The 23,708-nt window shown below is 39.7% G+C and carries 24 protein-coding genes; 8 read left to right on the forward strand and 16 right to left on the reverse strand.

Going from position 1 to position 23,708, the window contains the following annotated elements; translation table 11 throughout:
• Positions 1-10 precede the first annotated feature (10 nt).
• Positions 11-256 (reverse strand): OadG family protein, encoded by a 246-nt coding sequence (locus H5122_RS12810; RefSeq protein ID WP_182682378.1) that lies wholly within the window; start codon positions 254-256, stop codon positions 11-13.
• Positions 257-775: 519 nt separating this feature from the next.
• Here H5122_RS12810 and H5122_RS12815 point away from each other — a divergent pair.
• The 3 genes from H5122_RS12815 (at position 776) to H5122_RS12825 (ending at position 1,801) form a co-directional block, all read left to right on the forward strand.
• The gene (locus tag H5122_RS12815) at positions 776-949 is read left to right on the forward strand and encodes a DUF1328 domain-containing protein (RefSeq protein ID WP_002961939.1); all 174 of its coding nucleotides are present in this window, start codon (positions 776-778) and stop codon (positions 947-949) included.
• A 58-nt stretch (positions 950-1,007) separates the two neighbouring features.
• Positions 1,008-1,199: a hypothetical protein gene (locus H5122_RS12820; protein WP_002961938.1), complete on the forward strand. Its 192-nt coding sequence runs from the start codon at positions 1,008-1,010 to the stop codon at positions 1,197-1,199.
• A gap of 134 nt (positions 1,200-1,333) precedes the next feature.
• Complete coding sequence (locus H5122_RS12825) at positions 1,334-1,801, forward strand: YcxB family protein (RefSeq protein ID WP_165744115.1); 468 nt, start codon at positions 1,334-1,336, stop codon at positions 1,799-1,801.
• A 50-nt stretch (positions 1,802-1,851) separates the two neighbouring features.
• Here H5122_RS12825 and csrA read toward each other — a convergent pair whose 3' ends face one another.
• The 6 genes from csrA to ribA all read right to left on the reverse strand — a co-directional run bounded on the left by csrA (position 1,852) and on the right by ribA (position 7,924).
• Positions 1,852-2,043, reverse strand: coding sequence for a carbon storage regulator CsrA (gene csrA, locus H5122_RS12830; RefSeq protein WP_004587515.1), 192 nt, complete (start codon positions 2,041-2,043; stop codon positions 1,852-1,854).
• A 91-nt stretch (positions 2,044-2,134) separates the two neighbouring features.
• The gene (locus tag H5122_RS12835; protein WP_024597680.1) at positions 2,135-3,352 is read right to left on the reverse strand and encodes an aspartate kinase; all 1,218 of its coding nucleotides are present in this window, start codon (positions 3,350-3,352) and stop codon (positions 2,135-2,137) included.
• 6 nt (positions 3,353-3,358) lie between these two features.
• Positions 3,359-5,959 carry an alanine--tRNA ligase gene (gene alaS, locus H5122_RS12840; protein ID WP_182682377.1) on the reverse strand — a complete coding sequence of 867 codons (2,601 nt, stop codon included), beginning with the start codon at positions 5,957-5,959 and terminating at the stop codon, positions 3,359-3,361.
• A 19-nt stretch (positions 5,960-5,978) separates the two neighbouring features.
• On the reverse strand, positions 5,979-6,431 hold the full coding sequence (locus H5122_RS12845; RefSeq protein ID WP_002961933.1) for a regulatory protein RecX: 453 nt from the start codon (positions 6,429-6,431) through the stop codon (positions 5,979-5,981).
• Positions 6,431-7,219: a BPSS1780 family membrane protein gene (locus tag H5122_RS12850; RefSeq protein WP_182682376.1), complete on the reverse strand. Its 789-nt coding sequence runs from the start codon at positions 7,217-7,219 to the stop codon at positions 6,431-6,433. Before H5122_RS12850 ends, H5122_RS12845 begins: the two co-directional genes overlap by 1 nt.
• An 81-nt stretch (positions 7,220-7,300) precedes the next feature.
• On the reverse strand, positions 7,301-7,924 hold the full coding sequence (gene ribA, locus H5122_RS12855; RefSeq protein ID WP_002961931.1) for a GTP cyclohydrolase II: 624 nt from the start codon (positions 7,922-7,924) through the stop codon (positions 7,301-7,303).
• Positions 7,925-8,173: 249 nt separating this feature from the next.
• Between ribA and H5122_RS12860 the strand changes: the two genes are divergently transcribed.
• Positions 8,174-9,289: an energy transducer TonB gene (locus H5122_RS12860; RefSeq protein ID WP_182682375.1), complete on the forward strand. Its 1,116-nt coding sequence runs from the start codon at positions 8,174-8,176 to the stop codon at positions 9,287-9,289.
• A 66-nt stretch (positions 9,290-9,355) separates the two neighbouring features.
• On the opposite strand, the gene H5122_RS12865 is transcribed toward H5122_RS12860, so the two are convergent.
• The 3 genes from H5122_RS12865 to H5122_RS12875 all read right to left on the reverse strand — a co-directional run bounded on the left by H5122_RS12865 (position 9,356) and on the right by H5122_RS12875 (position 10,955).
• Positions 9,356-9,865, reverse strand: a complete 510-nt coding sequence (locus H5122_RS12865; protein ID WP_182682374.1) for a hypothetical protein — start codon at positions 9,863-9,865, stop codon at positions 9,356-9,358.
• Between the two features lie 99 nt (positions 9,866-9,964).
• Positions 9,965-10,414: a low molecular weight protein-tyrosine-phosphatase gene (locus tag H5122_RS12870; RefSeq protein ID WP_002961928.1), complete on the reverse strand. Its 450-nt coding sequence runs from the start codon at positions 10,412-10,414 to the stop codon at positions 9,965-9,967.
• 34 nt (positions 10,415-10,448) lie between these two features.
• Positions 10,449-10,955 (reverse strand): DUF3087 domain-containing protein, encoded by a 507-nt coding sequence (locus H5122_RS12875; RefSeq protein ID WP_024606258.1) that lies wholly within the window; start codon positions 10,953-10,955, stop codon positions 10,449-10,451.
• Between the two features lie 156 nt (positions 10,956-11,111).
• On the opposite strand from H5122_RS12875, the gene H5122_RS12880 reads away from it, so the two are divergent.
• The 4 genes from H5122_RS12880 to H5122_RS12895 all read left to right on the forward strand — a co-directional run bounded on the left by H5122_RS12880 (position 11,112) and on the right by H5122_RS12895 (position 13,955).
• Positions 11,112-11,747 (forward strand): energy transducer TonB, encoded by a 636-nt coding sequence (locus tag H5122_RS12880; RefSeq protein WP_182682373.1) that lies wholly within the window; start codon positions 11,112-11,114, stop codon positions 11,745-11,747.
• Positions 11,748-11,761: 14 nt separating this feature from the next.
• On the forward strand, positions 11,762-12,385 hold the full coding sequence (locus H5122_RS12885; protein WP_259395778.1) for a sigma-70 family RNA polymerase sigma factor: 624 nt from the start codon (positions 11,762-11,764) through the stop codon (positions 12,383-12,385).
• Complete coding sequence (locus H5122_RS12890) at positions 12,372-12,995, forward strand: hypothetical protein (RefSeq protein WP_182682372.1); 624 nt, start codon at positions 12,372-12,374, stop codon at positions 12,993-12,995. Before H5122_RS12885 ends, H5122_RS12890 begins: the two co-directional genes overlap by 14 nt.
• Before the next feature lie 81 nt (positions 12,996-13,076).
• Positions 13,077-13,955: a hypothetical protein gene (locus H5122_RS12895; protein WP_182682371.1), complete on the forward strand. Its 879-nt coding sequence runs from the start codon at positions 13,077-13,079 to the stop codon at positions 13,953-13,955.
• Between the two features lie 291 nt (positions 13,956-14,246).
• Here H5122_RS12895 and H5122_RS12900 read toward each other — a convergent pair whose 3' ends face one another.
• The 6 genes from H5122_RS12900 to H5122_RS12925 form a co-directional block, all read right to left on the reverse strand.
• Complete coding sequence (locus H5122_RS12900; RefSeq protein WP_182682370.1) at positions 14,247-15,989, reverse strand: potassium/proton antiporter; 1,743 nt, start codon at positions 15,987-15,989, stop codon at positions 14,247-14,249.
• 280 nt (positions 15,990-16,269) lie between these two features.
• Positions 16,270-16,977, reverse strand: a complete 708-nt coding sequence (locus H5122_RS12905; protein WP_182682369.1) for a hypothetical protein — start codon at positions 16,975-16,977, stop codon at positions 16,270-16,272.
• Between the two features lie 202 nt (positions 16,978-17,179).
• The gene (locus H5122_RS12910) at positions 17,180-18,046 is read right to left on the reverse strand and encodes a hypothetical protein (protein ID WP_182682368.1); all 867 of its coding nucleotides are present in this window, start codon (positions 18,044-18,046) and stop codon (positions 17,180-17,182) included.
• A gap of 111 nt (positions 18,047-18,157) precedes the next feature.
• Positions 18,158-19,534, reverse strand: a complete 1,377-nt coding sequence (locus H5122_RS12915) for a Na+/H+ antiporter NhaC family protein (RefSeq protein WP_165744124.1) — start codon at positions 19,532-19,534, stop codon at positions 18,158-18,160.
• 191 nt (positions 19,535-19,725) lie between these two features.
• Complete coding sequence (gene pbp4b, locus H5122_RS12920) at positions 19,726-21,384, reverse strand: penicillin binding protein PBP4B (RefSeq protein WP_182682367.1); 1,659 nt, start codon at positions 21,382-21,384, stop codon at positions 19,726-19,728.
• A 9-nt stretch (positions 21,385-21,393) separates the two neighbouring features.
• Positions 21,394-22,569: an exo-beta-N-acetylmuramidase NamZ domain-containing protein gene (locus H5122_RS12925; RefSeq protein ID WP_182682366.1), complete on the reverse strand. Its 1,176-nt coding sequence runs from the start codon at positions 22,567-22,569 to the stop codon at positions 21,394-21,396.
• Positions 22,570-23,708 lie beyond the last annotated feature (1,139 nt).

The raw sequence follows: 23,708 nt of genomic DNA on the forward strand, positions 1-23,708 counted from the left end.
TGTGTGCCCCTTATTTATTATTTGATTTGTACTGAGCAATGGCAGCACTAATAGCAGCGATGTGCTCATTAGGCACACCTTGAGATTTAAAAGATGGTGATTTAACTGGTGTCGCCAAGTCAGGTTCGCTAAAGCGCGTCACCAAATTAGACATAAGCGTTACTGCACCAATTAATATCGACAGAAATACAAACACCCCAACCATGCCAGTAAGCATTAAGTTACCAGCCGTTGTGAGTAGAGCACCTATATCCATTTTTCTCCCCTTGAAACCCATATCGAAAATAAAAAATCGATTTAATTAAATATTTATTCACTGGATAATAACAAAACTAATCGCTTTGTCTACATCTTGTAAATTGGTAAAACCAATTAAACAATAAACAACATAACACTCAATTAATTTACATGCTATAACTCAGCAATCACGCGCTCTACAATACATACAAGAAATAACGACTATAGCTAATAGTTATATGGAATTTGTTAATTAACTATCAAGCTAAGTAAAAATAAACACTAATTCTTAATATAAAGTGCAAAGCCACACACCAATTGTTAATTGGTCTTACCAAAATAAGTTTATTTAGTGAACATTTAGCAGTTATTTGCAACAGTGTGAATAACTTACATAACAAAGCGTAAAAGTTACTAACCAACTAATAACTAGAACAACAGCTAAAAACCATAACCAATTGATATTTATACAAAATAAACTTTGGCATATAACTGGCATTAGTTATTATGAGCAAATTTGATAACCAAGGAGAAAACAATGTTACGCTGGACAATTACATTTTTAGTTATTGCTTTAATCGCTGCAGTGTTAGGTTTTGGTGGCATCGCAGGTGCCGCAGCTGGTATAGCAAAAATTATATTTTTTATCTTTTTAGTACTTTTAGTGATTTCATTAGTTTCAGGTGCACTACGTGGTAAATCACCCAGGTAGATAAAGCATTCAACTAACAAACACTAAAATTTAATTAATATTTACAAGGAATTACACTATGAACTCTACAACTTTAAAAGCAGCACTAATCGCAGTATTTGCAGGTTTTTTCATGATGGGTTGTGAAGACAACCATGCAGAAGATGCTGGCGAACGTATCGACGAAGCAGTAACTGATGTGCAAAACTCTGTTGAAGATGCATGTGAAAATGTTAAAGAAGGCGTGAACGCTGAAGAAACTAACTGTTAATCCTTCTTGTACCGCTAAAAAAAACGGCTTTCGAGCCGTTTTTTTGTGCCAGTAATAAAATCACTGACTATAAAGCTGCTCATTTAGCAGTTAGCTTGTTAAAATAAAAAAAACGATATTTAAAGCAAGGCAAAATGGCATTCACAACCACCTACACATTAGATAAACCCTACTTTTACGAGTGTTTTGATGAGTCACTCCCTTATAGTAAACGTGCAAAACCTAAATACTTTTTACTTGTGTTGCTAGTTGCGCTTGGTTTATTTGGCATTTATGTTTTAGACGATCATTACTTAGGATCGTTTATGATCATGTTAGCGGTACTCGAGTGCGTCGCTTTTTACTATCGCAGACCATGGTGGGTAACCAGACAAATGCTCAGCAGAGCATCAGGCTCTGAGGTAACACTTACCTTTGATGAAGAAGGTATTAAATCTGCTAATCATTACAAAAGCTATCAATTAGAATGGCAAAATATAAGCGAAGTAATAGACACCCAACAAGGTATTATTATTAAAAACAAAAGCGGCATGCAGTACATATCAAAACAAATACTTAGTCCTGAAACACTCGCTTTTATAAACAAAAAAGCCACTCAGTGAGTGGCTTTTAGTCTAGTTGAGTTAATTACTCAACTACGTATACGTGTTGATTAAGCATTGCCCGGATTAGGGTTCGACTTTTCAGCTTGTATGCGCATGTAAATCTCTTCACGATGCACTGATACGTCTTTTGGTGCATTAACACCGATTCGAACTTGATTTCCTTTAACACCTAGAACAGTAACTGTTACTTCGTCACCAATCATTAGGGTTTCACCTACTCTACGAGTTAGTATTAGCATTCTCTTGCTCCCATGTTCCAATAAAAATTATAAGATTCCGCTTAAACATACTAATGAAAATTAGACTGAAAAGTAAGTAAAAACTCGCAATCTATCCATTTTCTGTTAAAAATGCCTTGTGTAATGCACGAACAGCCAACTCTAAGTACTTTTCATCTATTAAAACTGAAATTTTAATCTCTGAAGTCGAGACTAAAACCACATTAATATTTTCCTGCGCTAATGCATCAAAAAATAAACTAGCGACACCAGAATGTGATTTCATACCCATGCCAACAGCAGAAACTTTAGCTACTGCTTGCAACCCGCTTATATTTTGAGCACTGAGCTGAGCTTGATCTTCACTCAATAATTCAAGTGCTTGCAGATAATCATTCGAGTGCACAGTAAAAGCATAGTCTATTTTTTCAAAGTTATGATTAACTTGATTAATCATATCTATTTCGATGCCATTTTCGGCAAAAAGTTTCAATATTTTTGAAAGATATTGCGTGCCCGTTGGCACACCTTGTACCTTAATTAAACATTCGTCACGATTAAACGCAATCCCCGATACAACCTTGCTTGGCATATCGTTCTCCTCAAAACTTATTAATGTACCTTCATCGGGATTAAAGCTCGAAAGCACCCTAAGTGGCACATTATGTTTTCCTGCGGCTTCTACTGAGCGAATATGCAAAACTTTCGCCCCTAAACTTGCCAGCTCCAGCATTTCGGCAAAGGTAACTTGGCTCATTCTGCGCGCGTTAGGTTCAACACGAGGATCTGTAGTATATACGCCGTCAACGTCTGTATAGATCTGGCATTCGTCAGCTTTTATAGCCGCTGCTATTTCTACAGCCGATGTATCGGTGCCGCCGCGCCCAAGCGTTGTAATATTGCCCTCAACATCACGCCCCTGAAACCCAGCAATAATAGCAATACGATTATGCTCAAGCTCATGCTTCAAACGCGTAGCAGCAACCTCTGCAATACGAGCTTTACCAAACATGTTATCGGTTAAAATATTGACTTGATCGGCTAATAAGCTCACAGCAGAGTGGCCACGTTTTATAATAGCCATAGCAAGTAGTGATACAGAAACCTGCTCTCCGGTGCTAATAAGTACATCTAGTTCACGGCTACTCGGGCGAGTATCGATTTGTTTGGCGAGATTAATTAAGCGGTTGGTTTCTCCCGACATAGCCGAGAGCACCACAACCACTTGGTGTCCTTGTTGTCTGGTTTTTACAACAAGGTCGGCGACCGCTTCAATTCTCTCTATCGAGCCGACCGAAGTGCCACCGAATTTTTGAACAATAAGCGCCACTTAGGCTTAAGTACGCTCAGTTAACCAAGCTGTAACGCTATCTAGTGCAGCAGCAAGGTTTTGTGGCTCGCTACCACCGGCTTGTGCCATATCTGGACGACCGCCACCTTTACCACCTACTTGGCCTGCCATGTGGTTAACTAACTCACCGGCTTTTACTTTGCCTGTTAAGTCTTTAGTTACACCAGCAATTAGGCTTACTTTGTCGCCACTGGCAACACCGAGGGCAATAACACCTGAGCCAATTTTGTTTTTAAGGTCGTCAACCATACCGCGCAGTGCTTTAGATTCAGTACCTTCAACATTTGCTACAAGTAGCTTAACGCCGTTAATTTCAACAATCGAATCAAGTAAAGATGCACCCGCTGCACTTGCTAACTTATCGTTAAGTTGCGCAATTTGCTTTTCAAGGCCCTTTGACTTTTCAAGTAACGCAGTTACCTTTTCAAGTACCGATGCGCTATCACCTTTAACTAAAGCAGCTACATCATGTAATTGTTGCTCTTGCTCACTAACATAAGCAACTGCATCTGCACCGGTTACCGCTTCAATACGGCGAACGCCTGCTGCAATACCGCTTTCAGATACTATTTTAAATAAACCAATATCGCCTGCGCGCTCAACGTGAGTACCACCACAAAGCTCAATAGAGTAGTCGCCAATAGTAACTACACGTACTTCGTCATCGTACTTTTCGCCAAACAACGCCATAGCACCTTTCGCTTTAGCATCATCAATAGCCATAAGCTCAGTATTAAGTGCAAAGTTACGACGAATTTCGTCATTAACTACACGCTCAATTTCACGTAGCTCATCTTTTGTAACCGCTTCAAAGTGCGAAAAGTCAAAACGTAAACGATCAGGCTGAACAAGTGAGCCTTTTTGGCCTACATGGTCGCCTAATAATTGGCGTAGTGCTTCGTGTAAAATATGTGTAGCTGTGTGGTTTTTCTTAATGCTATCGCGGCGTGCATCATCAATAGTCGCATCCACTTTATCGTTAACACCAATGCGGCCTTGCACAGTACCGTGGTGAGCAAAAGCATTACCAAGTTTAGTGGTATTAGTAACATTAAATTCGCCACCAGCAACTGTAATAGTACCCGTGTCGCCCGTTTGGCCGCCTGATTCAGCGTAAAACGGTGTGCGGTCTAATACTACAATACCCTGTTGACCATCTTCTAATAACTGAACAGCTTCGCCACCGGCAAAAATTTCTACCACTGTCGCGCTATGGTGTGTGCTGTCGTAGCCTTTAAACTCAGTAAGCTTTTCTGATTTTAATTGCTCGTTGTAATCAGCACCAAACTTACCCGCTTGTTGCGCTGTTTTACGTTGTACAGCCATGCATTCTTCAAAGCCTTGATGATCAATCGTCATCTGGCGCTCACGCGCAACATCGGCCGTTAAATCAGCTGGAAAACCATACGTGTCGTAAAGTTTAAATACTAAGTCGCCCGGTATAATATCGCCTTTAAGGTCAATTAAGCTTTCTTCTAAAATAGCTAAGCCACGTTCAAGTGTTTTACCAAACTGTTCTTCTTCAATGCGTAATACTTTTTCGATAATTTCTTGTTGCTTAGCAAGCTCTGGGTACGCTTGACCCATTTGCTCAATTAGCGCAGCAACTAATTTATAGAAAAACGAACCTTGTGCACCTAGCTTATTACCGTGGCGCACAGCACGACGAATAATACGACGTAGTACATAACCACGACCTTCGTTAGATGGCATAACACCGTCAGAGATTAAAAACGCACACGAACGAATATGATCCGCCACTACGCGTAGTGACTTATCGTCCATATCTTGCGCGTTAGTAACACTTGCAGCTGCTGCAATTAAGCCTTGGAATAAATCGATTTCGTAATTTGAATGCACACCCTGCAAAATTGCAGAAATACGCTCAAGGCCCATTCCCGTATCAACAGACTGCTTAGGTAGAGGCAACATAGTACCGTCGCTTTGACGGTTGTATTGCATAAATACAAGGTTCCAAATTTCGATGAAACGGTCGCCGTCTTCCTCTGGAGTGCCCGGAGGTCCGCCCCAAATATGCTCACCATGGTCATAAAATATTTCAGAACACGGACCACATGGACCAGTATCGCCCATAGACCAAAAGTTGTCAGAGGTCGCAATACGAATAATACGATCTTCACTTAAGCCAATATCTTTTGACCAGTACTCAAACGCTTCTTCATCATCGTGATAAATAGTAACAAGCAGTTTTTCTTGAGGTAATTTAACAACCTCAGTTAAAAACTCCCACGCAAACTTAATCGCGTCTTGCTTAAAGTAATCGCCAAAGCTGAAGTTACCTAACATTTCAAAAAATGTATGGTGGCGAGCAGTGTAGCCTACGTTTTCTAAATCGTTATGCTTACCGCCAGCACGTACACAGCGCTGCGAACTTGTCGCACGTGTATAAGGGCGGCTTTCTGCGCCTAAAAATACATCTTTAAATTGCACCATGCCGGCATTATTAAATAACAACGTGGCATCGTTACCCGGTATAAGCGAGCTAGAAGGTACTATTTGATGTTGCTTGCTGGCAAAAAAGTCTAAAAATTGTTGCCTAATTTGTGCGGTAGTCATGTGCTGCATTTGAAAGTCTCACCTGTATTTACTGTGCTTGCATTGCAAAATTAATTTCATCGTAGCTAAAACCTCGATACATTAAGTAGCGCACGCGCTTAGCTTTATCTTTGTAATCGAGATCTGGCGGTGTATTCGAATATTTTTTATTGTACGCATCCTGCGCAAGCTCAAACCAATCTATTTCAAGCTCTTCAACTACCATTTCAAGTAGCGAACGATCAATCCCTTTGCCCATAGCTTCGCTTTGTATTCGCTTAAGCCCGTGGCATTTAAATATGTGTTTTCTTACAAAGCCTTCACAGTATCGCTGCTCGTTAATAAAATTGTGCTTTTCGCACCAATCAAGCAGCGTTTCAATAAACTCTTCTGTCGCTTCTTTTTGCTGTAATTTGAGCGTTAACTCACGACGCGAATATTCTTGGCGCCCTAGTAACCAAAGTACATAATTTTTTAGTTTTTGCTTTAATTTATCATCCATTAAGCGTCAAAACGTCCGCTTGTTTCACTACTAAGTGGCTTAACATTAATGTCGTCACTTAATGGTACAACAGGCATAAAAATGGCTTGATAAGATACAAAAAAGCTAATGTAGCAAATCGGCATTAAAATCAACAGTGGTAAGAACGATAAGAACATCGAAAGCGCCATAAATAATGCGCAAATAAGGCCAAAAACGCCAAGTGGAAAAATGTTATGATAAAACACCATTAACGATTTTTTAAGTGCCGTTAAAATGCGTGTTTCTTTACTAAAATAAACAAGCGGTACAGCGTAAGCAAACGCTGTTAAGTAAATTAGCATTGCCATAAAAAATAAAATGACATTCGCGCCCGAAATACTCTCAAGCATTTGTTCAAGTGCCACGTTTGGATCAAGTCCTGGTTGGCTCATAACACCCACTGCATCGGCAAATAAGCCATTAGCAAGTAACGCCATTAAAATACCCGCACCCATTTGGTAAAGTGCTAAACGTAATAACCCTAAACGATTTCCCTTAGCCGTAAATGGCTTGAGAATATCGGCTAGCATAATTTTTCCGCCCTGCTGCTTACTAAGCACCGCTTGGTAAAACCCTGCGGTTAAAAATGGCGTAGCGAGTGCTGCTACTACTTGCAGCAGCGGTAAAAATAAAGACAGCAGCCCTACAATGCCAATAAATAAATGCATAAAAATAAAGGTTGCTGGCTGGGTTTTAAAAATAAGCCACCCGGCTTTTAACCACTTTAGCCCTGCATCGGCTTTAAAAATTCGTAATTGTGTAGACATACTTGCTCTTAATTTAAAACGAAACACGCCAAGTATAACTTGGCGTGAGGGGGGATTAATAGACGAAACGTAATTAAATAATTAAGGTTTTTTAATTTTCTTAATATCTAACATATGCGCGCCATGCTTAATTTTTGTTTCTAGGTACGATTTATTACCCGCAACACCCGCTTTAATGTGCGCATGTGTACCCACAACCGAGTCAACATTAATACCGGCATCTTTTAATGCATTAAGCTTTTTAGGATTATTAGTCATTAATTTAACGTGGCTTAAATTAAGCGCATTGAGCATTAATACCGCATCCGAAAAGTCACGCAAATCATCAGCAAAGCCTAAATGATTATTAGCTTCGTAGGTGTTCATACCTTGCGATTGCAATACGTAAGCGTCTATTTTGTTGTATAAACCAATGCCACGGCCTTCTTGGCGTAAATACAATAAAATACCGCCTTGCTCGTGCATCATTTCAATACATTCATTTAGCTGCTCACCACAATCACAACGAGATGAGTAAAATACATCGCCCGTTAGGCATTCTGAATGCATACGAATTAGCGGTACATCTTGCTCTGTATCGGCGTTGTTAAACACCATAGCAATATGTTCTTTACCATCTTTTAAATCAGTAAATGAGATTATTTCTGCAGGGATATCACTATTTCTGCCAACTTTAAGCTGGACTCTTGCTCTTACTTGCGCCACGACAAATCCAAATATTTAAATAACTACGACACGACAATAAAGTGATAGTATCACAAAATAGGATAAATACACCGTAGTACAAGACTGTTTATGGCAAATATATGGCGACGACAGGCGTTATTTTCAATGATTGTTAAGCAATAAATTAATACAAATAACCGCCAATATTATTTACGTTGATTTACCTTAATCAGTGACACCTACAGGCACGTTTGGTATTTTGTATTTTAAACAACGATAGGGATTATTATGAAACGTCAGCAACTCGCTTTATTTATAGGTTTAAGTTTGTCTGCTTTAAGCGCAACCACTTTAAGTACTACAGTACTTGCAAGCCAAGCAAGCGATCCTCAAATAGTATTTAGCCAAGCATACCAAAGCTATTTAGCAGCAGTTAAAGCAGACGAAAACGTACAACAAGCTGCCAAACTTGCTTACACATCAGGTAAAGCCGTTTACGGTAAAAGCGACGACAATACTGCTAACTTAGCTATTAACTACGCTAAAGCTATTAAAGGCTACGGCGATGAGCTATACGAACAACGTTTTGCACTTTATGATGAAGCACATACTATTTTAGCGGCTAATCACGGCAAACAATCAATAGAAACAGTTGATGCACTGCTCGGAAAAGCTAACTACACAACATCAGCTTACAAAGCAGCTAACTTTTTAGAACAAGTAATAGGTATAGCTAAAACACAAAATAACCCTAAGTTTGTAGCCGACATGAAACTTGAAGCTGCAACGCTACTGGCTAAAAAGTTTAGTTCTAAAAAATATCGTGAGGCTAAAAACTACCTAGAAGAAGCCGACGAATACTACCAAGAAAACTTACCTGAAAACTCACTAGAGCGCATAAAAGCCGATTTTTTAATGGCCTCATTCGCAGAGGGTCGTAAAAGATACAATCAAGCGATTGAAAGGCTAAATCGTATAGTTACTGTATTCGATAGTAACTTAAACTTTGATCATGGTGCAGAGCTAACAGCTCATTCAAAGCTTGTAGGTCTGTACGAAAAACAAGATAAAAGCGAAGAAGCAACTAAACATTGCCTAGCTATCGCTCAAATGGTGCCATGGAAAGAATCGCAAGAGCAAACGCCGCTTTACCGTGTTAATCCTAAATACCCAGTTAACAAAGCCAGGTTTAGTACCGATGGTAGAGTTGTTATGGAGTTTGAGGTAGACGCAGCTGGCTTTGTAAAAAACCCAAAAGTACTTAGCTCTGAAGGCGGCAGCGCATTTGAAAAATCAGCCAAAGCAGCGCTTGAGCAATGGCGTTACGCGCCAAAGTTTGAAAATGGCAAACCTGTTAGCGCTATTTCTCAGGTACAACTCGACTTTAAAATTAACCGCCACTAAAAGCGGCTCATTAAAAAAGGCGCTTTAAGCGCCTTTTTAATACCAACTAATACAAATCCTACGTAGTTAAAATTCATAACTTACGCTAATACCGCCATCGGCTCTTTTTTCATTGCTGTCGCTTGCTTTACCGTAGCCCACATCTAGCTCTAATCTAAAACCAGCGCTGTTCAGTTCATTAAAATTGTAGCTGTACGTAAGCCCTATGCCGTTTGTTGTTTCTTCATCAAAAATACCGCCAATTACACAACTTAGCGTATTAGCAAAGTCAGTTGCTACATCATTAGTTGAACTTTCACACTCTTGGTCTGTATCTCTTGCACCAATAGCGCCCACAAGTACGCCAAAAGCATGCTTTTTATTATCGCTAACCGCTTGTTCAAAACCGGCAGAAAATCCATCATCAAGGCCTAGTTTATAGTTTGCATACCAGCGCTGTGTGTCGTCGTTAGCCGATAAAGACACCTCAGGAATAACTAAATAAGGATAGCCACCCCCAATCGAAAAACTAACATCGTTAGCAAAAGTAGAACAAGAAGCAATAGATAAAGTGAGTAGTAATATTTTTATTTTCATAAAGTTCCCTTTGAGTAAGTATAAAACGTACTTACTTTAGGAACGCCATGCAATACGACTAAAAGCTCGTTAAATTTAGCTTTAGTAATAAAATAGGGATTAAATTTTAGCGAGTATTTTATCGCTAGCCGCTTCTATTAAATTGAGCACATTTTCAAAGCCATCATCGCCGCCGTAATAGGGATCGGGAATAGCGCTTTGGGCTTGCTCGCCATATTCTAAAAACAGCGCTAATTTGTACTGTAGATGCTCAGGGCACTGGGCTTTTAAATCAGCTAAGTTTTGCGTATCGGCCGCTAAAATTAAATCGAACTCAGTAAAGTCGCTTGTACGCACTTTACGTGAATAAATGCCTTTAAAGCTGTAACCGCGCTTCTCCCCTGCTGCCATTGAGCGACTATCAGGCGTTTTACCTTCGTGATAGCCAATAGTGCCCGCCGAATCAACTTTAACGTTAACACCTAGCTTTTTAGCGCGGGCTTTTAATACCGCCTCTGCGGTTGGCGAGCGGCAAATATTACCTAAACACACTATGAGTACTTTTTTCATTAAGGCTCCTCCAACTAATTTAAAAACCTAAGCTTTAAAACTGTTTTAAAATGCTTTCATCGTAATCTTCAACATTAAGCGTTACGTTATGTTGTGCTGCAACAGATTCAAGCTCAGCTTGTTTAATGGCTAAATCGTCCATGGTGATTAGGTTATCGTCTAGTTGCCACAATAACCGAGAGCCCGCGTAGCTATAATGAATCGCTAATAACGCATCGGCATTACCTTCACGGCCAGCGGCTTTTAACTTAGCCATTTTACGGGTTATTTTATTAAGTGCTTTTTTAAGCTCCCACACATAAACAACTTCAGTCATAAAGCTATGTGTACGGTATTTATTAAGTAACCACGCAAGCCCAACGCTTGTAATAGCAACGCCTATTAAGTTCCAATGAAAGTGGCTACCACTTTCATCAGGAAATAAAGCAATCAGCGTTTGCGATATAGCCAAGCTGCCTACAGCCAAACCAATACCGCATCCTGCAATAACACGGTTTAAATGTTTACGGTAACGCGCTTTATTTATTTCAATGAGTTGCATAACAGCCTAAAAAGTTAATAAGTAAAAGAATGCGAATGGCTATTGTAACTAAACCCCACATTTTTTATAAAATTATTTCACCCCTTTTTGATTTGCCACCCGTTATAGCTTTGAAAACACCCTAATAGTAGTGGTCAATAAAATTTGGAGCGGCTTATGCACACACTTGAAGTACCTAACAACCCAGTATTTATTAAAACATCGACTGCCGTTATCGGCGGCGCCGCAATGACCTTTGCAGCTTTTGCGTTTATGCAATATTTAATAAGTGGCGAGCAACGCGCACCGGTTAAACTAGGGGGCGATATTATAGTAGAGATTTTTCAGGCACCTGAGGATTCAAAAGTCAGGCATATACAAAAAATACAGCCGCCACCGCCAATGCCTAAAGTGCCGAAAAAAGCTCCACCGCTTGATACATCAGCCGATCCTGTGTTGGCAATTAGCGACTTTACGCCAGTTACGATTGACGATTTTGGTGGCGACATTAACAATACTATTAATCGCCCTACTGGGGATGCAACACCCATAGTGCGCATAAACCCTAAATACCCAACCACAGCCGCGCGCGATGGTATTGAAGGTTGGGTACAACTAAGCTTTAGTATTTCGCCAACGGGGGAAGTAATCGACCCGGTAGTTATTAACGCCGAGCCAAAACGTACCTTTGACCGCGAAGCAATAAGAGCCATTAAACGCTGGAAATATCGCCCCAAAGTAATTGAAGGTGTGGCACAATTACAAACAGGTCAAACCGTACAACTCGATTTTAAATTAGATAACTCTATTTAACGGACTAAACGCCTATGCTACTAAGTATTAAGTCATGGTTATTTGAAACGCCAAGCAAGGACTGCATGGCAAGTTACGCAAAAAGTGGCGACAATCGTTACTTAGAGCAGCTTATTGCCCTCTACAGTAACGACTTATACCACTACCTTGTTACGCAATCTAATACGCATTTAGCATACGACGTAAGCCAACAAACATGGCTAAAAGTAATCGAAAAACGCCACCTTTACCAAGCGCAAACCACACCCAAAGCGTGGTTATTTAAACTTGCCCGCAACACACTCATTGACGAATACCGCAGGCAACAGCACTTTGTAGAGCTTGACGAAAAAACGCATTTAGCAGCACAAAATGATAAAAGCGAAAGCGATTTAAATAGTGGTGACTTAAATAGTGGTGACTTAACTAGTGGAGACTCGCATATAGGCAGCTCAAACATAAGCTATGACGCGTTCGATGCCGCGCTAAAACAACTCAGCTTTGTACAGCGTGAAGCCATAACATTACAACAAGAAGGCTTTTCGCTCGCCGACATAGAACTTATAACGCAAAGCAGCCTTGAGACCATTAAAACAAGGCTGCGCTATGCCAAGCAAAATCTTAAACGTTTATTAGGAGCAAACAATGAACAAGCCTGATGAGCCGCTTGATCAAAAGCTCGCACAACACTACAAAGAGCGAAAAGCGCGCACTACACTTACAAGCACTCAGCAAAAAACGCTACTTAAAAAGGCCACTAACACAAAGCCTAAAAAGTTCGGCTTTACACTACAGCTAACCAGCCTTGCCTGCGCTCTGGGTGTATTTGCTTTTATTGTGTTTGATAATAACGATGGCATTAACCAGGCGCCTAAAACTGTACTTAACAGCGAATTTAACACCATAGACATTCACGACTATTCAATTATAAAAACACACGAAATAAACCAAGCTGGTAGCTACGCAAGCTCCATAAACGAGCAAAAACACGCGCTCGATAGTCAATTAGCTAACGATTTACGCCGCCACCAACAACGCCACATAGAATACGGCACTTTAGTGAAGGTAGATAACGACTGGTACATAGCCAGCTGTAATGATGAAGTACTCGTGCAAATTAAGCATTCGCTGTTGAGTGATTTAAAAGGTAAACACGCGGTTGAAAGTAATATAAATACAGGTGATATGTTAGCTATGGCGCATAACGGTAAAGGGCAGATTATTGCACTTAAACATGCGGGAGTTGGGGTTAAGCAGTGTGGGGCTTAGTAATTACTATATGTTTAGTGATATTCTAGTTATTCTTGAAACAACGTATTTTAATAAAAGAAAGCCTCGCTAAGGAAAGCTATGAAACCAATAAAAAAAGTTGATTTAGAACTAACCACCATACAAAAGTGGTCTAGTGCACTTTTGTTGTTTTTAGTACTTATTTTCATTTGTTTTGTCAATGTATTCGGTATCGGTGCACCAAAAAACATTCAAACCTGGACAAATACCTCTAGTGTGTTTTATAACCTAACAAGTACGTGTATCGCTGTAATATCCCTCATACTTCTATTAAATATCTGGAGAGATAATAGAAAAGAGCTCAAAGAAACTCGTGAGGCTCTACAAGATCAACTGAACATTCAAAACTTTACAGTCACTAAAGAGACCGTAACTTCTGTTATATTTCAAATAAAAGAGTTAAATAAAAGGCACTTAATACTCATTGAAAACAATTACAACTATGTAATTAAATCGGTTGGAGAAAGAGGCGATTTAGACTTCACTTCGTTAACAATAAATAATAATGGAAATTCGGATCAATTTACACATAGCCATTTTTTTGAAGAATATTTTCTATCAGTTGGCTCTAAAAATATAAGTAATGATTACTCACATCCAAATAATTATAAATCTCTTATTTTTGATAAGAACTTTTTTATCTATAAGGATAAAATCATTGCTCTCGGCTTACTTCTTAGCTCTGTTAAGTCCGAAGAATATAAAAAGATTTTACGAGTGATACTCTATCCTGAGTTATCAATCTTCACATGGTTATTTGTACTAGAAATATCTTCTCACCTACACCTATGTGAAAAAGGAAAGCATCATATAGGTATGGAAGCAGTCTTCATAGAGATTGCCTATTTAGTTTCCTTTCAAATCGAAAATAAAGGGCTATTAGGCTGGCTCTCTGAAGAAACAAGAAAAAATATGGAAGATCAAGGTATAGCTATTTAAAAATTTAATATACATGAATAAGCCTGCTACTTAGCAGGTTTATAGCTTCAGAACTAATAATAGTCCAATATAATGCTGAACAGCCCATCATATTAACCATCAAAACCGTCACTAAACACTCCCTTAGATAGCCCACCGACGCGCCAGCAAGCTAAGCGCCTACAAAACAGTGTATATACTTGGCTTTAAAGCGGTGAAATAAATTGGTGATACGTTGGGTTTCGTGTCACTCAACCCAACCTACGTACGCTATAAACGCGGTGTCACCATCTAATAGATTATTGTAAATAGTTACTGCTTTAAAAGTCGTTTTTCTGGATTATTTAAGTACTTTAAGCCAATGGTAACTATGCGTGTATGCACCATTGTTATAACGCGTATTTGCACATTACCAATAACAACAATATCGCCTTTACTGACTTCTCCTGAAAGCTTTTGGTTGATCACTTCTTCCAAGCTTATTTCTTCTGGGGCGTCTATTTGCATGTGATAAGAGTAAAATATATCGCCTACCAACGTTACCCCTTTCACTTTAAGTTCGTTGTGCGCTAAGTGGCTATCTTGATGGTTTGTTTTATCGGTTGCTGTAAAAACTAAATCAACAAAAGGTCTGTTATCTGGTTTTAAAACAACAAATAAGTGATCGTTTGGTTTTAACTTAGTTGAACCCCGTGGCGGTATGATTGACGGACCCCGTGTGATCATAGCAACGACCACACTCTCAGGAAGTGCGGCATGTGACAAGCTGCGCCCAGAAACCCGAGAAACGTCACTTAAGGTGTATTCTACAATTTCTATATCAATATCGTTTAGTGCTGTGATTTCGAGCGTTGCAGCAGCCAAATCAGGTGGCGGCTCTACTAAATTTAGTTTTTTAGCCATCCACGGCATTGTTGAGCCCTGTAGCGTGGCTGAAATTAATACCACGAAAAAAACGACATTAAAAATAAGTTCAGCCCCTGAAAGGCCAAATAGTAATGGGAATATAGCTAAAATAATGGGCACCGAGCCTCTAAGGCCAACCCAAGATACAAACAAGGTTTCGCGATTATTAAAGCCAAACAGTTTTAAAATAGGCGCTACCGCTAATGGGCGAGCAACAAAAATGAGTGCCAATGCAATAAGTAATCCTTCTAACCATACATCAACCAACGACGACGGATTAATAAGGAGGCCTAATACAACAAACATGGTTATTTGCCCAAGCCATGCTAAGCCGTCATGAAACAGAAAAATACCGCGTTTATATACAAATTTGCTGTTACCTAAAATAACACCCGTTATAAATACAGCTAAAAATCCACTGCCGCCGAGCGTTGCAGAAAGGCCAAATGAAAGCAGTCCAAATGCGGTTACCATCACTAAATACAAACCCGATGCATTTAGTTTAATTCGATTAATAAACCAAACCGATATTTTACCAATTAAAAGACCACAAATAGCGCCAACACCCATTTGTTGAGCAAATAACTGTAGTAAATCCAGCCCTACTGGCATGTCATTAACGAGCATTTCGAGCAAACCAACCGTTAGAAAAATAGCCATTGGATCGTTCGAGGCGCTTTCTATTTCAAGGGTCGATTTAAGCTTTTTATTTAAGTGAATACCCGCACTTCGTAAAAGTGCAAACACTGCTGCAGCATCTGTAGAGCCAACAATGGCGCCCAGTAATACACCTTGTAATATGGGCAGGTCTAAAATATAAGTAGCCACAAGGCCTGTAATTACAGCGGTAAATAACACCCCGATGGTTGCTAAAGCAGACGCGGGTTTCCACACTTGTTTAATTGAACTGGTGGGCGTTTGTAAGCCACCATCAAATAGAATAATAGCAAGCGCGAGAGTACCCAGAGCATGCGCGGCCTCTGCGTTGTCGAATGATATACCTGCAATACCGTCTTCACCTGCGAGCATACCTACAAGTAAAAATAGCACCAACACTGGTAAGCCAACGCGTGCAGAGAGCTTACTCGAAATTACTCCAAGTAAAATTAAAATGGCACTGACGAGAATGATATTATCAATTACAAACATAGTGTGGGTTTACAGCCTTATATGAGTTAAAAAGTAAGAATTTATAGCTACCAAAAAGCTTAAAGCTCATGCTATACAATAACCTAAAAAATATAAATACGGATACTTAAGTCTATATTTAAATTGTTTGTTTAATAGCTAGAGCGTCGTTAAGCTTGGTATTACTCCGCTCGGTCTTAATTTAAAAACAAAAAAGCCTGCAATAAGCAGGCTTTTGACTAATCATAAGCAATAACAAGATATACGAAATATTTAAAACTATTATTAATAATCCTAATTCTTATGAAAATCCGTGCTCAATATCTCGAAACGTCCATTGTCCGTTTGGATCTGCTATATCAATTAGTTCACAGGCTTTTTTATTCCAAGCAGCTAACCATGAAATATAATTTGTTAGTTGGTGATAAGCGCGGTCTGGGGCATCAGGACGAATTCTTGACATTGAGAAACCTGAATACGTAGCACCACTTCCTACCCAACTAACAATTGATGATACGGCTCCACCGGCAGGAACTACAAAACCAACAGTCGTTGTTACTAACCCTAATATAGTCGCTGTTTTTTCAACAGCATTACCCGTTTTCATTATGTCGCCGCTTATAACTGGGTGTAACAAAGCTAATAAGCTAACTGCTTGTGGCTGATTAGAGGCAACTGCAACATCATTTGACGTTTTTGAAGTGTTTGTGGGTGAAGCTTTTCCTCGCATTGCAGGAAGTAAGCTATTAAAAGATTTTTGGCTACTATTACTCGTTGAAAAAGTAACTGATTGTGTACTTAAGCCTCCAGCTTTAACTCTTTTTTCATCTCGTGGCGTTACAGTTGATTTGTAAGTGCGCTGTAATCGACGATAAACAGCTGCACTACATTGAGTCATTTGTATTGCTAATGCAGCTTGCTCTTTGAAGTCTCGACCGATTGCTCGCTCTGATAACTGAGTTAGCTGATTTTTCTTTTTAAGAGCTTGCTGACCAATCATAATATCCATAAAAATGTCCTTATTTATTATTTAATTGGTGAAATCATATCATTTAAAGTTACGTAGAGAAATCCTGACAAGTTATTATTACAATGATTCAAGGTACATAAAAAGCTGCTTCAGAGTATTCGATTTATGCTTCTTTAACAGAGGAATATCTTAAGTATGAACCATGACTATATGTAAAACATAAGCCCTTTACTAAGTTTACTTAGTGAATTATTTGAGGCTTAATATTACTAAAATCACTGTGGATTGTAATCTCTACATTATCAGGTTTTATAGCAGCGTCGCTTAAACCCGTATTAGTGAAATACTCTTCGAAGCCCTGCTGATATTCAGGAAGAACCTGCTTATATGCAGTAATAAATAAACTCAGCTTTTTAGCTATAGTTGGATACTTAGCTGCAAGGTCTCGTAGCTTTTCAGGCTCAGAAAAAGCAAATTCGGCGAAAATATTAAAGTCGTTCTCAATATTAGTTTTACCGTAGGTAGATAAAAATCCATTTTCATAATCAGGCCCTATACTTCTATCTTGCGTTAAAGCCTCATAATTCGAGGAAGCAGGACTCCAACTTTCAGGCAAAAGACCTTGCCATGCAAGATTAACAAAAGGGGAGCGTAAATAAATTAAAGAACTAAGCTCGTGATGAACTCCCCGTAAAGAATTTTCATAATTGAAGTTAGTACCGTTCTTATTTGAGATATTTGATAATATTATAGAATTTCTTGAATATGTTCCCCCCGCTTCAGCCCCCTCCATGAGCATAGGTCCTGAAATATAAATAGCATTAATAAATTTGGAAACAAAGCCTTCAGGATAAACCTCCAGCGCGGTTTCAATGCCATCAAGTGACTCTGAAGAATCCTCCAAAGAAGTGCTTTCCATCTCAAGCGTAGGTGGCTTGCCTCCAATTCCTAAAAATTGTTCAGGAAAAAATAAACGAGTATCACCAGCTTTAATATCAAGCTGGTATGTTTTTGCTAATCTATTAGCTTGTTCTGTTTCACTTTCTGGGTAAGAGCATGCGTTCAAAAACAATAAAAAACTAAACAGGACAAAAACTTTATTTTTCATTTAAACAATCCTTGTTTTGTCCCCTAAAAAAGCCTGCATATTTGCAGGCTTTCAAGGCATTTTATAAATAATTAAAACTCAGCATTTACAACTCACTTTCATAACACGTTTTTACAACACAATAATACTTGTTATTAAGTACGCTAAAAACGTAAGGCCGCCACCAAATAAGGCATACGGTAGCTGCGTTTTAACGTGGGTGAGTAAGTCACACCCCGATGCAATAGCCGATACAGCGCTGGTGTCGGATATAGGCGAGCAGTGATCGCCAAATATACCACCACCTAAAATAGCACCAACAACAAGCGATGGCGGTAAACCTAGCGCTTGAATAAGTGGCACACCAATTGGGATTAATATAGCAAACGTGCCCCACGATGTACCCGTAGTAAACGACATTACCGCGCCGGTTAAAAACAGCACAGGTACGATTAAGTAAATAGGTAGGTAGTCGCCAACAAGCGACGCTACAAATACGCCAGTACCCAATTCTTTTAAGCTTGCGCCAAGTGTAAGCGAAAGCAGTACAATGGCGACCAGTGGCATTAATTCGCCCATACCTTTAAAACCGGTATCAACTAATTGATGATGGGTAAATTTACGTGAGCCAATCATTAAAAAGTAAGCGACAACAATGGCTAAAACCGTTGCATATAATACGGATTTAGAGCCGCTGCCCTCTGCTAATACACCATTACCGGTGTAGTACATAAAGCCAACCATGCTGGTAATAAGCGTAATAAGCGGGATTAACATGTAACGCGCTTTAGAGCCTTTTACTTCTTCTTTTAAGTCAGTTGTTTGAAGCTCTAGTTTTTCTTCGGCTTCTTTCATTGGGCCATGCACTTTATCAAACGCGATGGTATAAAAAACAATGGCAAGGGTAATTATGGCGTAAAAGTTATACCCAACGCTGCCCCACAACACCGATACAGCCGACTCACCTAGCTCGTAGTTACCTAACAAACCAAGTACAAACGCACCCCAGCCATTAAGTAGTATTAAAATACACACTGGCGCACTGGTGCTATCAATAATGTACGCTAGACGCGCTCGGCTCATTTTAAATTTGTCGAATAAGCCACGCGATAAAATACCCGAGGTAAGTACGCTCAAGTTAGATTCTATAAACACTGCAATGCCGGTAAACATGGTTAAAAACCCCACTTGGCGCTTACTTTTTGCAATACCTTTGTTCATTAACATATTAACAGTTGCTGCAACGCCGCCAGATTCGCGAATGTAGGCAAGCAGTGCACCAATTAAAATACTAAATATTAATATGCGTGTATTACCTGGCGAGCTGGCAACCGAAATAATACGTTCAATGGTATTTAAAAAAGTGTCAAACAAGCTATTACCTTCGCCCTGAAAGGCGAGTAAAAACTCAGAAGAAGCAACAGCAACAAGTAGCGCCATAATCACTTCTTTTCGCCAAAACACGATAGCAATCGCAATTAGCGGCGGTAAAATAGAATACCAATGCATAAAAAGTTAACCTTAATTATTAGCGAGCCACTCTCGCTTTGTACGCGTTTTATCGCTTATTTGTTAAGCCTAGCAGCATAAACTGGCTTAGATTTGTAAACCGCTTAGCTTAATGGATTGCCTTACTCAAGTCACCTGTAAATAAATCACTTAGAGTAATGCTGTTAGTACGTTTTAACCTATACGATAGCTTATTGATTTAGTAGCGCTTCATAAATAAGCGACACCACCGATCCGTACTGCGCGGTTTCAAATTGTTTACCTGTAAATTCGTAACGTTTTTGCGAGCCTTTAATTGCACTGTGGCGAGCATTGGTAAGTAAAACAATAGCTAAATCGTAAGCGGGGTCAATTACGGTCACTGTTCCCGTCCAACCTGTGTGCCCATAAGCCTGCGCGCTTGCATAAGGGCCAAAGTGCCAGCGCCTTGCTTGGTTGTTACCAGCAAGCCTAAAGCCAAGCCCGTAGGTCTCATCGCTTGATTGCGGCGTTAAAAATTGCGCTAAGGCGCTTGCACTAAATAATTGTTGGTCGCCGTAGCCACCATTATTTAGTAATAGCTGGCAAAGCACCGCTAAGTCATGAGCATTACTAAATAATCCTGCATGCCCTGCTACGCCATCAAGAGAATAGTAAGCGCGCTCATCGTGCACTTGTCCTTGTAAAACACTGGTGCGAACATTATCAAACTTAATGCGCCCGTCTCGTGTGTTGCCGCTAAGCTCAGTGGCTGCAAATTGCTGCGGCTTAAAGCCTTTTTTAAGTGGATTAAATAACGTGTTAGTTAATTTTAATGGCGCGTACACTTGCTGCTCTAGGTACTCATCAAGGGGCTGCCCAGTTATGCGCTCAATGAGTACGCCTAAAATCATGTAATCAATATCTGAGTAAACATGCTGCCCAGATAATTTACGACTAAAAGGCACGCTGGTAAGTAATAGCTGTTTGGTGGTTTTACTGTTTTGCGAATAAAACGCTTCGCCGTAGCTGCCATCTTTACGATGAAAGTCAAATACTGGCGGGTATCCGGCACTGTGTGTGAGTAAGTCTTTTACTGTGCGCTTTGCTCGCCCTTCGCCTTTATATTCGCTTAGGTAGCTTTGCACGGGTTTATTAATATTTAACAGCCCTTCACTTACTAATTTCATAAGTGCAAAGTTTGTGGCAAATATTTTGGTGTTTGAGGCAAGATCAAATAAAGTATTAGTTTGCATGGGCTCTGGGCGTAGTAGCATTAAATCACTTTGCTGGTATTGCTTTGCATCGCCATAGGCGGTTAATTTTATTAGCTCGCCATTTTTAACAACGGCCAACACAGCCCCAGGAAAACCCGCTTTTACATCGCGTTCAATTAATGTGTCTACTTCAGTAAAATCTATATGCTTTTTTGGTTCATCGCTTAAAGTAGGAAATGCAAAACGCAGCGTTAAACTTGCGCCAGCAGGGAGAATATTTTCAACTTTAAAGGTATTAACACCGTTGTGAGTATTTTTTGCCAAACTGTAATTGTATAAGGTGTTGGCGCTTAGTTGGTTAACGTCGAGCTTTTGATTATTAATGTAAATATCGGCGCTTTGTGCGTTGTGGTTTTGTATTAATAATTGCCCGCGCCCTTTGTAAGCTTTAAACGTTCCTCGGTTATTTACATAAAACCGGCTACTTGGATTTACCTCAGGAAACGTTACAACCACTTGTGCATTAGGCAGCTCTACAAGTTGGCTTTTTGTAAGTGGTAGCACCGAGCTAATAGGCTCAGGTGGTGTACTACAACCCACAATAATAAAGCTCAATGCCGCTATAAATGCTTGTTTGATATAACCATACCTTTGATTTTTTAAAGCAATAAACATGCTTAGCCCTTATTTATATAACAAGTAAGGCGCTCTTTGCGCTTTAAATTGCGCAAGCCCCGCCTGCCAGCTTTGTTTTATTTGCGCCTCTGATTGCCCTGCTTCAATAGCTAAGCGCAATTTATTAGTACCCGCTAGCTTATCCATAAAGTCAGCGCGCTCAAAAAACGAGATGTTATTTTTAGTAAGCTCCGTATACGCATTTATTAAGTAAGTTAAATTTAAACCTGAAATATTTGCTTGTCTTAAATCGAGCCCTTGTACGGTTTGGTTTTTAAATTTAGGGTTTAAAGCAGCGCCTTTAATTGCGCGCGGTGTAAAATTAAAATCACCTAATGCAACTGGCGAATAGCCAATTACTTGAAATGCAAAGTCGGTGCCTCTACCAATGCTAATAGGCGTTGCTTCAAAAAAGCAAAGTGATGGGTAAAGCGCAATGGCTTGATCGTTAGGTAAGTTAGGGCTGGGTTTTACAGGCAAGCTGTAAGTACTTTTGCGAGTGTAATGATCAACAGGGATCATCGTTAATTTTAAATCGGCCGCTTTATTGATCCAGCCCTCGCCCTTGATCATTTTGGCAAGTTCGCCAACGGTCATGCCGTGTAAAACAGGAATTGGGTGCATGCCTACAAACGATTTAAATTCTGGCTCTAATATTGGCCCATCAACGTAGGCAATATTTGGGTTGGGCCTGTCGAGCACCAAAAATTCTATCCCCTGCTCTGCAGCGGCTTCCATCATGTAGTGCATAGAGCTTATGTAGGTATAAAAACGCACTCCCACATCTTGAATATCAAAAATAATCACATCAACATCGGCTAAAGCAGCTTGGCTTGGTTTTTTATTTTTACCGTAAATAGAAATAAGTGGAATACCTGTTTTACCATCAACGGCATTTTTCACATGGGCGCCCGCATCGTGATCGCCACGAAAGCCATGCTCAGGTGCAAAAATTTTAGTTATATTAATATTTTTAGTCAGCAGCGCATCTACTAAGTGAGTTTGCCCCACCATTGATGTTTGATTAACGACTAGCCCTACACGTTTATTTTTTAACTGCGGTAAGTATTTAGCATATTGCTGTGCACCTACTACAAGTGAGTTATTAACTTCGTTAGCTTGCACGCTTGCAATAAAAATGGTGCTAAAAATAAAAAACAACGTAATAAATAGGGTTTTAAACATACTGCAATATCCTTTTAAACAAGGCGTTTAAAATAACATAGGTAATAATAAAGAGCAGCTTTAGAAAAGGGTTAAGTGGGCTTGAGTAGATATAGTGATTAGAAGCTGTCGCTTCTCACACGAGCAAGCTCTGCGTCTACAGCGGATAAATAAACTCGAAGTTTAGATTTAAAGATTAGAGCTAGTTTTACTTGAAAATACCACCTCTCATTTTAAGCTTAAAGACCGTATTTAACCTTCTTAGAGCTAAACGCTTCTAGTTATTTAGTTTCTTGGTCAATGAACCACTTAAAGATCTATTACACATAGAGAAGCGAAAGAGAAGTAAATGAGAAGACATAAGCCCGGGTTTATTAATTTAGCTTTATTACTACCTCTAAAAGCGCAGCGCCTCTTAACCTCTTTGTGAATAAATTACTTATTTCTGGCGTTGCCAACAAATAAAATCTTATAAATTATATTTTTGAGGGGGGAATAGAAGCTGTCGCTTCTCACGCGAGCAAGCTCAGCGTCTACAACGGATAAATAAACTCGGAGTTTGGATTTAAAGATTGGGTTGGTTTTACTTTTAGGCGTGCAGCTTGCTGACGCGACGAGCGTAGCTCGTAAATAAAGTATCAGTTATATCGGTGGCAAGTAACTAGAAGCTGGCGCTTCTCACGCGAGCAAGCTCTGCGGCTACAACGGATAAATAAGCTCGGAGTTTAGATTTAAAGATTAGGGCTGGTTTTATCTGTAGGCGTGCAGCTTGCTGACGCGACGAGCGAAGCTCGTAAATAAAGTATCAGTTATATCGGTGGTAAGTAATTAGAAGCTGGCGCTTCTCACGCGAGCAAGCTCTGCGGCTACAGGAGTGGTAGCTTACATTTCACTTTATTTCAGGCACAAAAAAACCGACTTAATGTCGGCTTGTTTATGAAAGTGGTGGGCGCAGGACGTATCTTGTAAGAGTGAACCTCCGACTGCTTGGTTCTAAATTCGCCTAAACCTACACTTCACTTTATTTCACTTTATTTCACTTTATTTTAGGCACAAAAAAACCGACTTAATGTCGGCTTGTTTATGAAAGTGGTGGGCGCAGGACGTATCTTGTAAGAGTGAACCTCCGACTGCTTGGTTCTCAATTCACCTAAACCTAC

Origin of the sequence: Pseudoalteromonas sp. SG43-8, from assembly GCF_014164245.1 — a bacterium.
Lineage (GTDB): Bacteria > Pseudomonadota > Gammaproteobacteria > Enterobacterales > Alteromonadaceae > Pseudoalteromonas > Pseudoalteromonas distincta.